This window comes from Trichloromonas sp. (assembly GCF_034006665.1).
In the GTDB taxonomy this organism is placed as follows: domain Bacteria; phylum Desulfobacterota; class Desulfuromonadia; order Desulfuromonadales; family Trichloromonadaceae; genus Trichloromonas.
The window spans coordinates 66,562-79,007 of record NZ_JAVESI010000004.1; the positions used below are offsets into that span (position 1 = coordinate 66,562).

At 58.7% G+C, this 12,446-nt stretch carries 9 protein-coding genes and 1 tRNA gene; 6 read left to right on the forward strand and 4 right to left on the reverse strand.

From position 1 onward, the window contains the following. Nucleotides 1-70 precede the first annotated feature (70 nt). Entirely contained in the window at nt 71-847 is a 777-nt protein-coding gene (locus RBR25_RS03085) for an MBL fold metallo-hydrolase (RefSeq protein ID WP_432818061.1), read from the reverse strand. A 94-nt stretch (nt 848-941) separates the two neighbouring features. After that, nucleotides 942-2,978 (reverse strand): ATP-binding protein, encoded by a 2,037-nt coding sequence (locus RBR25_RS03090; RefSeq protein WP_432818062.1) that lies wholly within the window; start codon nt 2,976-2,978, stop codon nt 942-944. Between the two features lie 381 nt (nt 2,979-3,359). On the opposite strand from RBR25_RS03090, the gene gap reads away from it, so the two are divergent. The 6 genes from gap (at nt 3,360) to RBR25_RS03120 (ending at nt 9,514) form a co-directional block, all read left to right on the forward strand. Then, nucleotides 3,360-4,361 carry a type I glyceraldehyde-3-phosphate dehydrogenase gene (gap, locus tag RBR25_RS03095; RefSeq protein ID WP_432818063.1) on the forward strand — a complete coding sequence of 334 codons (1,002 nt, stop codon included), beginning with the start codon at nt 3,360-3,362 and terminating at the stop codon, nt 4,359-4,361. Between the two features lie 82 nt (nt 4,362-4,443). Continuing rightward, nucleotides 4,444-5,637, forward strand: a complete 1,194-nt coding sequence (locus RBR25_RS03100; RefSeq protein WP_432818064.1) for a phosphoglycerate kinase — start codon at nt 4,444-4,446, stop codon at nt 5,635-5,637. 67 nt (nt 5,638-5,704) lie between these two features. After that, nucleotides 5,705-6,478 carry a triose-phosphate isomerase gene (tpiA, locus tag RBR25_RS03105; protein ID WP_432818065.1) on the forward strand — a complete coding sequence of 258 codons (774 nt, stop codon included), beginning with the start codon at nt 5,705-5,707 and terminating at the stop codon, nt 6,476-6,478. A 72-nt stretch (nt 6,479-6,550) separates the two neighbouring features. Further along, nucleotides 6,551-6,964 carry a preprotein translocase subunit SecG gene (gene secG / locus RBR25_RS03110; protein ID WP_432818066.1) on the forward strand — a complete coding sequence of 138 codons (414 nt, stop codon included), beginning with the start codon at nt 6,551-6,553 and terminating at the stop codon, nt 6,962-6,964. A 59-nt stretch (nt 6,965-7,023) separates the two neighbouring features. Then, nucleotides 7,024-7,110, forward strand: a tRNA-Leu gene (locus tag RBR25_RS03115). Between the two features lie 316 nt (nt 7,111-7,426). After that, nucleotides 7,427-9,514, forward strand: a complete 2,088-nt coding sequence (locus RBR25_RS03120; RefSeq protein ID WP_432818067.1) for a thioredoxin domain-containing protein — start codon at nt 7,427-7,429, stop codon at nt 9,512-9,514. A 176-nt stretch (nt 9,515-9,690) separates the two neighbouring features. On the opposite strand, the gene RBR25_RS03125 is transcribed toward RBR25_RS03120, so the two are convergent. Together RBR25_RS03125 and RBR25_RS03130 are read right to left on the reverse strand one after the other, a co-directional pair. Continuing rightward, on the reverse strand, nt 9,691-10,662 hold the full coding sequence (locus tag RBR25_RS03125) for a calcium/sodium antiporter (protein ID WP_432818068.1): 972 nt from the start codon (nt 10,660-10,662) through the stop codon (nt 9,691-9,693). A gap of 137 nt (nt 10,663-10,799) precedes the next feature. Continuing rightward, a complete protein-coding gene (locus RBR25_RS03130) occupies nt 10,800-12,305 on the reverse strand; it encodes a FapA family protein (protein WP_432818069.1) in 1,506 nt (501 codons plus the stop codon). Nucleotides 12,306-12,446 lie beyond the last annotated feature (141 nt).

Below are 12,446 nucleotides of genomic sequence, written 5' to 3' on the forward strand. Positions count from 1 at the left end.
AACCTTCGTTAAAACAGGCACGGGCAGGACGCGTTGCCGCCCTGCCCCACAATATTTTTCCGGAATTGGCTTACGCCGACAGTTCCAGGCAGGCGGTCGCCTCGTCCTGCCTGCCGATCACCACCTGCGGCGCGCAAAGATTCTGGGTGGCCAGGACGTGGGCGATGGTCGCTTGCGCCAGCTCGGGACGATTATTTTCAAGACTGAGATGGGCGAGAAAGACCACTTCGAGCCGGTCGGAAACCACCTCGCCGAGAAGGTCGGCGCAATCGTCGTTGGACAGATGCCCGTGATGGCCGCGAATCCGTTGTTTCAGCGGCCAAGGGTAAGGGCCATCGCGCAGCAGCAGCGGGTCGTGATTGGCTTCGATCACCAGGGCCCGGCACCCTTTCAGCCGTTCCCGGACCAGGCGCGTGGCGATCCCCAGATCGGTGGCCACGCCGACCTTCCCCGCCGCCGTTTCGATCAGGAAGCCGACCGGCGCTACGGCATCGTGAGTCACGGGGAAAGGGGTAATCCGCAAACCCTTGCAGTCAATTGCTTCGCCCTCGGTGATTTCGCGCAGATCATCAATCCGGCCAAGGTTGGGCAGAGCAGCGCGAGTGGCATGATGCAGGTAGACAGGCAGGGAAAAGCGACGGGACAAGGGACCGACGCCAAGGCAATGATCGCCGTGTTCGTGGGTCACGAAGAGGGCATCGAGTTCGTCGGCACCGACGCCGATCCCTTCCAGGCGGCGGGTCAGCTCCCGGGCCGGCAACCCGGCGTCGATGAGAATCCGGCTCTCGTCTGACTCAAGGTAGAGGGCATTCCCCCGGCTTCCGCTGGCTAACAGGCAAATCCGCACGCATCGCTCCCCGTCCCGGGCTTGGGCGCCTGACTATATACCGTAAATGTCAGGGAAGTCGCAAGGGAAAAACCGGTTTTCATCCGCCGTTGGTTCAGCTCTCGGCGGAGATGGGCAAGATGAGATGGAAGGTGCTTCCGGGGAAGCGATCGGGGTCGCAACCGGGGCTCTCCACCCAGACTTCGCCCCCGTGCATCTCGACGATTCCCTTGACGATGGTCAGGCCAAGACCGGTCCCCTTCCCTTTGAAAGCGACCTTGCCGGTGGAATGTTCCTCGATGATGCCGACCTCGTAGAATTTCTCGAAGACCCGCACCTGATCGGCGTCGTCAATGCCGATACCGGTATCGTGAATGAGAATTTCCACGAAGGGCGCCGGCGCTCGACCGATACGCCGCCAGGAATCGTCTTCCGCCTCGTCCCGTTCGCCGATGTATTTGAGATAGTAGGAAAGGCGCGTCTCTACGGTAATGCGCCCGCCGTCGGGGGTGAACTTGATGGAATTGACCACGAGGTTGGTGATGGCCTGGACCAGCCGGTCGGGGTCGCACATGATCTCCGGCAAATACTCGGCAAGACGCAGTTCGTGACTCTGCTGGCGAACCGTGAAGAAGTATTCGATCTCTTTGAGGGCCTGGCGAATCACCTGGTTGATGTCGACAACCCGGCGGCGCAGGCGCAGGGCGTGACTGTCGAGTATCGAAACATCAACCATATCGCGGACGATGTTGGAAAGGCGGTTGGTGGCCTCGTCGATATGGCGGATCATGAGCAGGGCCTCTTCGCCGATCTCGTCCGCCAATTCGTCAAGCAGGATATCCGCATAGCCGAGAATGACCGTCAGCGGGGTTTTCAGTTCGTGGGAGGCCAGGCCGAGGAAGGAATCCTTCATCTGGTTAAGCCGCTTGAGCTCGGCAGTGCTGTGTTCGAGATTTTCGGTAATCTCCCGTTCCCGGGTGACGTCGCGATAGGTCATCTGCGTCATCCGTTTGCCGTCGCGACCCACCACCGGCGAACCCTTACCCCAGGCAATCAGCCGGGTGAGGTCCGTGGGACGGGTGAAGCGCACCTCGGCTTCATGGAATTTGCCAAGAAGAATATTCTGGTGCATTTCGTACTGGTCATCCACATTTTCACACGCCAGACGCTCCCAGAAGGCGAAGAGATTGGTTCCCTGCACGGCCTGGCGGGAGACGCCGAAAAAGGTCTCGGCCGCCTTGTTGAGCAGAACCAGCCGGTCCTCGTCGTCACTGACGAGAATGGCGTCGGAGGCATCCTCCAGCAGCGAGCGGTACATCTCGCGGCTACGCCCCAGTTCGGTGCCGATCTGTTCCTGACGTTCGTAGGAAAGCTGAAGCTCGCGGTTGGTCTCCTCCAACTCGCGGTAACTCTCGCTTATCTGCTCGTCGCGCTGACGCAGCGAGGCCGCCATCTCCTGCAACGCCGTGCCAAGTTCGGAGAAATCGGGGGTGGACATGGGCGGGATGACGACCTTGAAGTTCCCGCCGGCGATTTCCTTGGCGACGTCGCACAGGCGGTGAATGGGGCCGACCAGATCGCGGCGGGTAAAGAAAAACACCAGTGCGAAAATCAGCAGAAAAGCGAGCCCGAAGATAAGAAAGGCCCGTTCCAAGGCCTTGTCGGTGCGTGCTTCCAGAACTGAATCGGGGAAACCGATGCGGATGCGCCCGGCGAGATTGCCGGACGCGTCGAACACCGGCAGGGAGAGATCAAAAACCTGCCCCCAGCGCGGAGTCATGAGCAGCGAAGTGGAGTCGGAGATGGCCTTGATGAACTGGACACCGGTGAAAAAGTGGAAGGAAGGATCGCTGGAATAGAGCGGCTGTCCGACGGAATTTTCAATCAGACAATAATTGATTTCCGGGTCACCGCCGACAATCTCCTGACATCGGGCGTTGATCCCCTCCAGTTCGTCAAGGGGCAGGCCCAGAGCCAGAACTTTTTCGACGGCGGCCTTCAGTTCGGTAGCGACACTCTGGCAGCGCAACAGCAGGCTGTCACGGTAATCGCGGCGAAACCCCTCGATGTTCAGAACGGTGTTGATCCCGATGGTTAAGCCGAGAACCAGAAAGACGAAGATCAGGATGCGCTTTTCGAGTGTACTTTTCATTATCGCGACAAACTGCCGTCCTTACGAGGGATCATGACCGGCACCGGCGAAAGGACCGGGCCGATACGAACAGAACACCTGAACTTCAAGATAAAAAACGCGAATGTGGCAGGAAAAACCAGTTGCCTTTTCGACAGTCTCGGGTAGACTCTGGGACTCGCAATGTGGCCGTTTTCGAATCAGGAATGTTGTTCCTTCTACCATAGCCCCCCTTTCCAGTTCAATAAATCATTCATGCCGTTCCAATGAAAAAAGGTTGACGCGGCCCGTGACTTTGACTATCATGCCGCACGTTTGACCTCTTTAAGTATCCGTTTTAGAAGAGCTATCCAAGTCAAGGCACAATTATTAAAAAGTCTTCGCCCCCAAAGGAGAGCACCCATGGCCATCAAGGTAGCGATCAACGGCTTCGGACGCATCGGCAGAAATTTCTTCCGGGCGGCCGCCGCCGCGAAAACCCTCGATATCGTCGCCGTCAACGACCTGACCGACGCTGCGACTCTTGCCCATCTGCTCAAATATGATTCGGTGCATGGCGCCTTCAAGGGCAAGGTCGAGGCCGGCAAGGATGAAATCATCGTCGACGGCAAGGCGATCAAGGTTCTCAAGTCGACCGATCCCGCCGCCCTGCCCTGGAAGGAACTCGGCGTCGAGATCGTCATCGAATCGACTGGTCGCTTTACCGATCAGGAATCCGCCGGCAAACATCTCAAGGCCGGTGCCCGGAAAGTCATCATCAGCGCCCCCGGAAAAGATGTCGATCTGACCGTCTGCATGGGGGTCAATGAGCAGGATTACGACCCGGCCAGGCATCACGTCGTCTCCAACGCCTCTTGCACCACCAACTGCCTGGCGCCGGTGGCTAAAGTGCTGCTTGAGAACTTCGGTATCGTCAAGGGGATGATGACGACCATCCATTCCTATACCAACGACCAGATGATCCTCGACCTGCCCCACAAGGATCTGCGTCGGGCCCGCGCCGCCGCCCTGTCCATGATTCCCACCACCACCGGCGCCGCCAAAGCCGTTTCCCTGGTGCTCCCATCCCTCAAGGGCAAGCTCGACGGCGTTGCCGTGCGCGTTCCTACCCCCAACGTCTCGCTCGTCGACCTGGTGGTGGAAACCGAGAAGGCGACCAGCGTTGCCGAAGTCAACGCCGCCCTGAAAAAAGCCGCCGATGGGCCGCTCCAAGGGATTCTCAACTTCTGCGAGGAGCCGCTCGTCTCCTGCGATTTCAACGGCTGCCCGGCCTCTTCGACGGTCGATGCCGATTCCACCAACGTCATCGGCGGCACTCTGGTCAAGGTCATGTCCTGGTACGACAACGAATGGGGCTACTCCAACCGGGTGCACGACCTGGTCAATTTCATCGCCGCCAAGTAACCCGTTTCCGCCGAACACAACAAAAGGCAGGATCAAGCGATCCTGCCTTTTGTTTTACCCATCCCCCTTTGGAGATTTGCGTATGTTCGACAAAGTGACCGTTCAGGATCTGGATCTTAAAGGCAAACGGGTCTTCTGCCGGGTCGACTTCAATGTCCCCCTCGACGACCAGCGCAATATCACCGACGACACCCGCATTGTCGCCGCCCTGCCGACGATTCGCCACATCGTCGACCAGGGCGGTCGCCTGATTCTCGCTTCCCATCTCGGCCGCCCCAAGGCCCAGGTCAATCCCAAGTATAGCCTGGCGCCGGTCGCCCCCTACCTGGCGAAGCTGCTCGGCCGCGAGGTGCGCATGGCCCCGGATTGCATCGGTCCGGAAGTGGAAAAGATGGTGGCGGCGCTGGCCGACGGCGACATTCTGCTGCTGGAAAATGTCCGTTTTCATGCCGGCGAGGAAAAGAACGACCCGGCCTTCGCCAAACAACTGGCGGAACTTGGTGAAATCTACGTCAACGACGCCTTCGGCACCGCCCATCGTGCCCACGCTTCTACCGAAGGGGTTGCCCACCTGCTCAAACCGGCAGCGGCTGGCTTTCTCATGGAGAAGGAACTGCGCTACCTCGGCCAGGCCCTGGCCGCACCGAAACGTCCCTTTGTCGCCGTCCTCGGCGGCGCCAAGGTCAGCGACAAGATTACCGTGATCGAAAATCTGCTCGTCAAGGTCGATGCCCTGCTCATTGGCGGCGGCATGGCCTACACCTTCCTCAAGGCCCAAGGGATCGCCGTCGGCAAATCCCTGGTCGAGGAAGATCGCCTGGAACTGGCTCGGGAATTGCTGGCCAAGGCCGAAGCCCGGAAGGTGCGTCTGCTGCTTCCCGTCGACCACGTCATGGCCGCCGAATTCAAGGCCGATGCCGAACCGGTTGTATCCGCAGGAGTCGCCATCAGCGAAAACCTGATGGCCCTGGACATCGGCCCCAAGAGTATCGCCGTCTACACCGAAGAATTAAAGCAGGCAGCCACCGTCGTCTGGAACGGCCCCATGGGCGTCTTCGAGTTTCCCGCTTTCGCCGCCGGCACCATGGCTGTCGCCCAAGCCCTGGCGAAAAGCGACGGACTTTCCATCATCGGCGGCGGCGATTCGGTCGCAGCCGTCAACCAGTCGGGCCTGGAAGCGCAGATGACCCACATTTCCACCGGTGGTGGCGCCTCCCTGGAGTTTCTTGAAGGAAGAGAACTTCCCGGCGTCACCGCTCTCACGGATAAAGTCTGATCTTCAATGAGGACCGGCTGAACGGCCGGTTCCTGCCCCCTTTCTCAAGGGACCACGGAGGATTTTCATGCGCAAACCCATGATTGCCGGCAACTGGAAGCTGCACAAAACCATCGGCGAAGCCCTTGATCTGGCCACCGTCATTAAAAAAGAAACCGATACGATCGAGGACATCGACATCGTCATCGCCCCGGTCTTCACCTCCTTGGCCAAAGTCGCCGAGCAACTCGTCGGTTCCAATATCGGATTGTCCGGACAGAACTGCTATCCCGCCGCGAGTGGCGCCTTTACCGGTGAAGTCTCCCCTGCCCTACTGCGAGATGCCGGCTGCCGTTACTGCATCGTCGGCCATTCGGAACGGCGGCAGCTTTTCGGCGAAAGCGACTCCTTCATCAACGAAAAAGTCCAGGCCTTACTTGCTGCGGGACTGGGCGTCATCTTCTGTATCGGCGAGACCCTGGAAGAACGGGAGGACGAGCGGATGTACGAGGTTCTCGCCGCCCAAGTCCGCGACGGTTTACGGGACATCACCGCCGAACAGATGGCCCAGGTCGTGGTTGCCTATGAACCGGTCTGGGCCATCGGCACCGGCAAGACCGCAACCGACCAGCAGGCTGAGGAGGCCCATGCCTTTGTTCGTGGGCTGCTGCGGGGGTTTTACACCGAAGAAGTTGCTGACGCGACCCGTATTCTCTACGGCGGCAGCGTCAAGCCGGATAATGTTGACGGACTCATGGCACAAATGGATGTAGACGGCGCCTTGGTCGGCGGCGCCAGCCTCAAGGCCGAAGATTTCCTACGTATTATCCGCTTCCGGCGAAGCCCCTCCCTGGAAGATTAATGCTTTGCGGACGGCGCGATTCGTGATAATGTTCGTGGTCTTGTAACGTCATCTCAAGGAGCTTAACGAATCATGACCACTTTTCTCATTGTGCTGCATATCCTCGTCTGCCTGGCCCTGATCGCTATTGTCCTGCTTCAGGGAGGAAAGGGCGCCGAAATGGGCGCCTCCTTCGGCGCCGGCGGCAGTCAGACGGTATTCGGCGCTTCTGGCGGCCAGAGTTTCATGGGCAAGCTGACTGCGGCGGCGGCCATCATCTTTATGCTGACCAGCCTCACCCTCGCCTACTTCTACGGCCAACCCGGAGGCGACAGTGTCATGCCTTCCAGCGTCGTGACCGCTGCTCCTCAGGCCGAACCCGTTCCGACAACAGCCCCGACCCCGGAAACCGACGCTGCCCCGACCCCGGAAACCGCCCTTCCGGCGGAGACTCCGGCGACCGGCGAGGCCGCGCCTCAAGCCGCTACGAATGCGGAAAAAAAATAGCAATCCGCCGATTTAATGTTGACACAAACAGCCTGAATCAGTATAAATACATCCGCTTTGCCGAAGTGGTGGAATTGGTAGACACGCCATCTTGAGGGGGTGGTGACCAACCGGTCGTGCGAGTTCGAGTCTCGCCTTCGGCACCAAATATCAAGGTAACCCGCGATCACAGATCGCGGGTTTTTTTGTTCAAAAAAAGAGAGGACGTTCGATGACCGACACTCCTCTCAAACTCGCCAAAAAATCCTATGATCGGAGCGTGAAACCAATTTTACCTTGATTTTCTTCCATCCCTTTAGTAATATTCCCTCATTGCACCCTTGGTCCCCAAAAAAACCAAGGGTTTTAGCCCCGTGATACCCCTCCTTCACGGGGCATTTTTTTATCTTCGCACCAAGCTCCCCCTCTTGCCAAACAACCCGACATTGCTAGACTCAGGAAAACCATTTTCCCGGAGCCAGCATGCGTAACCATCCCCCCCTTACCCCTCCTGAACACCTGGCCGTTCTGTCCAACCGCCTCATCCATGAAAAAAGTCTCTACCTGCGCCAGCATGCGGGCAACCCCGTCCACTGGCAACCCTGGGATGAAACGGCCTTCGCCTTAGCTCGGGAATATAACCGTCCGGTCTTTCTCTCCATTGGCTATGCTACCTGTCACTGGTGCCATGTCATGGAACGGGAATCCTTCGAAAATGCTAAGGTTGCCGAGGTGATCAACACCTCGTTCATCCCGGTCAAGGTCGACCGAGAAGAACGACCCGATATCGATCAGATCTACATGACCGCCTGCCAGATGATGACCGGTCAGGGAGGCTGGCCGTTGACCTTGGTCCTGACCCCGGAGAAGGAACCCTTTTTCGCTGCGACCTACCTCCCCCGGGAAAGTCGCCATGGTCAACTGGGTGTGATCGAGCTGCTGCGACGCATCACCGAGGCCTGGCGAAGAGACGAACCGGGAATCCGTCACAGCGCCGGGGAACTGCGTCAAGCACTTAAAAAGATTCATGATCCGCAGAGAAAGATTGAGCCCCTTAATGACAAGCCGTTGCGCCGTGCGCTGGAAGAATATCGTCGGGACTATGATACCGCTTGGGGCGGTTTCGGCGCCGCGCCCAAATTCCCCGCTCCTCACAATCTCTCCCTGCTCCTGCGCCTGGCCCGCCGCTTCGCCGCTCCCGAAGCGGCGGAAATGGCCCTGCATACCCTGCGTGCCATCCGCCAGGGCGGCATCTACGATCAGATCGGCCACGGTCTCCACCGTTATGCCGTCGACCGGCAGTGGCACATTCCTCATTTCGAGAAGATGCTTTACGATCAGGCGACCTTCATCCTCGCCGCCGTGGAAGGCTATCAGGCCGGCGGCGGGGAAGATCTCCTCGGCGCCGCCCGGGAAACCGCCGGCTATCTGCTTGACGAACTGACGGACGAGCAGGGCGCCTTTCATTGTGGGGAAGATGCCGATTCCGCGGGAAAGGAGGGAACCTATTATCTCTGGCAAAAGGAAGAGATTGAAAGAATCCTCGGTCGCGAAGAGACCGCCCTCTTTCTCGCGGCCCATCCCCTGGAGGAAGATGAAAGCTTGCCCGGCGGTGGCCAGTTACAAAGAGCCGTAAACCTGGAAACATTAGGCAAACGTTTTCAACTTGATGCGACAAGCCTCGCGAATCGCCTGGAAGATGACCGCAAACGTCTTCTGGATCACCGCCGCAAGCGGGTACGCCCCCTGCGTGACGACAAGATTCTCACCGGCTGGAACGGCCTGGCCATTGCCGCCCTCGCCCGTCTCGGCGCTGTCGCCGACGATCCCGTCATGCTGACCGAAGCCCGCCGCGCCGCCGTCTTCATCCGCAGGCAACTGTGGCGGGAAGATGGTCGCCTGCTCCGCCGCTGGCGGGAAAACCAGGCGGCCATCCCGGCCTTTCTCGAAGATTATGCCTTTTTGGCCTGGGGCCTTCTGGAGCTTTTTCTGGCGGAATTTCGCGGCGAGGATCTGGAGGCCGCGCTGGCTCTGACGGAAGAAATGCTCAAGCTTTTCGATGACGGTCTGGGGGGACTCTTCGATGAAGGAGCTGACGCCGAAAGGATTCTCGACCGATCGGCCAATCTACTCGATGGCGCCCTCCCTTCGGGCTCGGCCGTTGCTGCCGCCAACCTCCTGCGCCTGGGGCGGATCCTCGCCCGCCCTGATCTCGAAGAGCGGGGAGAAACCCTGCTGAAAAAGGGGATGGCGGAATTCGCCCGCCATCCTCGCGCTTATGCCCAGCAGTTGTGCGCTCTCGAACTGGCTCTTTCCCCACCCCTGGAAATCGTCCTGGCTTCCCCCGGCCAGGGGGAAGAAGGGCACATGATGCTCCAGACGGCCCGGCGCCGTTTCCTTCCGGAAGGCGTTATCCTTCTCACAACTCCGGAGAACCCCCTTGCTCTTCCCACCATGAGCGGGAAGAATTCCCTTGAGGGTAAGACCGTTGCCTATCTCTGCCGCAACCGAAGCTGCCAGGCTCCGGTCCGGGGATTGGACGACTTCAAAAGTTTGCTGGAAAATCTCTAACGTCGGCTCCCGTCAATAAACAGACTCTGCCGAAGAACCGGTCTATGTCGCCAAGAACCTCACCGAGCGCAAGCTGGCGAAACGGGCAGGCAGCAACGGTTACCACTTTCTTTTCCGATAGGAGCGAAGAAAATCCCCAGAATGAGGCCCTCCTTGTCCAAGATCGCTCAGGCTCTTTACTTCAGAACGATCTCGCTCGCCAGATAGGCATTGTAACCGAGATAGGTAAAGAGCAGAGCGCCACCTTCCCAGCGGTTGATTCGTCCTGGTCCGCGAAATCCCCAGCCGAAAACAAAGAGCGAGAGTGTCAGCACCGTCATGACCATGAGGTCGCGGGAGAAGACTTCCGGACCGACGGTCATGGGCGAAATGCTCCCGGCGATACCGACCACGGCCAGGGTATTGAACAAATTGGAGCCGATGATATTGCCGATGGCGATATCGTGCTCCCCCTTGCGAGCGGCGATCACCGAGGAAGCCAGCTCCGGCAGAGAGGTGCCGATAGCGACGATGGTTAGACCGATGATCAGATCACTCACCCCGAGCCGATGGGCGACTTCCACCGCGCCCCAGACCAGCATGCGAGAACTGGCGATGAGCAGTAAAAGGCCCGTCACCAGCCATAAAAAGGACCGACTGACCGGCAGAGCGTGGACCACGAGTTCCTGCTCGATTTCGTCAGCGAGGGGATCCGGTCGCCTCCGCAAACCCTGCCGGATCGTCCAGCTCATCTGGCCGACGAAGACCAGCAGCAAAACCAGCGCGTCTAAGCGGGTAATCGAACCATCCCACAGCTGCCCCGCGGCAAGGGCGGTCATGGCTGCAAGAATCGGCAGTTCCTTGCGCAGCACCTGAGAATGAACCGCGATCGGGCTGATCAAAGCCGTCACCCCGAGAATCAGGGCAATATTGGTGATATTCGAACCGTAGGCGTTGCCGAGGGCGATACCCGGATTGCCCTGAGCGGCAGAAAGAGCGGAAACCACCATCTCCGGCGCGGATGTACCGAAGCCGACGATGACCATGCCGATAAGCAGCGGAGGCATGCCGTAATGTCGGGCGACACTGGCCGAGCCTTCGACGAAGCGATCGGCACTCCATACCAGCAGCGCGAGACCAGAGACGATAGCGAAAAACGGTAATGCCATAAACTGACTCCAGAGTTTTGGGGAACTGGCAATCGCGAAGAAAGGACGGCCCAGAGTTACAAGGCAAAGGCAAAATACACTATCGATAAAGGAGGGACAAAGGGAATCGGGAGGGAATGACGGGGGAAGGACTCGGGCTATGCCGATGGTGATTTTTCCAGAAGTTCTTTTTCAAGCAGACGGGAAGATTTGGCCAGGGGGGTCATGGGCAGGACGCGAAACTGGTGATCGATGGTGTTTTCAATCAGGGAGAGAGGCCCCTGCCGCTCAAATTTAAACACTTCCCGCGCCCGGCCGATGGCAACGATCACCCCTTCGAAGAGCAGGGATTTGATATTCACCTTGCCGTTCGCCAAGTTATCGTCTTGTCCCTGCAGGGATTCGATGCAAGCAAGCAGCTCCCGGCGCCGGGATTCGCTCTCGTCGAGTTTACCCGTAAGTTCCACAATCCGCGCCTTTTCCAGGTCACTCAAGGGCAAACCGCTCTTCTGGCGTTCCTTCAACGTGCCGAGGATGCCGTTGATTTCCTGAATTTCGCCGTAAATATCATGTAGTTCGGCGCGGGCAAGGCAGAGTTCTTCCCGTACCCGGTAATCGATTCCGGCCTCTAACTCGGTGCGTAACCCCGATGGCGCGCCAACCTTGTTCGCTTCGATGCCGCCTAGGGCGATGCAGTCACCTCCCGTAATCATCCCCTTGGGCAGGCTGACCACCCCCAGGGCCTTGATGAAAGAATTGCGGATTTCATTCTGCACGAGCACGTCTCCAGCGCACTCCACTTCGACATCGTTAAGAAAATGCGCCACCAGATTGCCTTGGCAGATGATCTTTCCCGTCCCCTTCCCGGCCATACCGCGCAGTTCTACATCCCCTCCGGACTCGATGTCACAGGCCCCGACGATGCCAGTGACCTTGACACCGTGCCGGGCCTTGATCCGGAAACCGTCAGGAACATCGCCGCGCACCTCGACGTAACCGATGAAATCGATATGGCCGGTTTCCAGATCGAGATCCCCTTCGACGAGATATTCTTCGCTGACCGCCAGGGTCGTCCCATCAAAGACCACGCGCCCGTCCCGCTCGGAATAGATGTGTCCTTGGCTATCGGGACTGCGGACACCCTCGCCTGGGACCAGCGCCAAAGAGGCACCCGCCGCAGCCGGAATGATTTCCCCACGCACATCCTTGCCGTCGGTTCCGGCGGTGGCCGGGCGCAGGGTGCCAATCAGCTGTCCAGCCTGGACATTGCCGTAAACATTCAGGGTGCGCAAATCCACGGAGCCATCTTCTTCTTCCTGAAAGGCGGGCTTTTCATGGTAAACCCCAGGAGCGAATTCGACAAAACCGTCCCGGCCGGCAAAAGGCAGACTGCCCCGGGCAAGAAGGAGATTGGAACGGGATTTCCCTTGGCGAACCGCATAACAGAGTTCGAGGCACTGTTGCTTGACCAGGCCATGACGAATGCCGAACTCCTTGAAAAGGGTGAGCAAATGTTCGGGGGAAAGTTCCAGACTAGGCTTCTTGACTACAACCACGCCCCGGCACTCCAAACCGCCTTTGCCCACGGCCAGACGCAGGACATAGCTGCCGTCGCTGCCCTGAATCGTTATGGAGTTCGCTCGCACTTCCGCCGGTTGGGTCATGGCCTGTCCTTGATTGCGGTCTTTTCACCGTTGATTTCATCATTCAGGGTGATTTCACCGGATTGTATCCCGATATTCAGGTTTAAATTATAAAAAGCAAAGATCATGCCCTTGAATTGAGGATAAGAGATATCAGTCGAT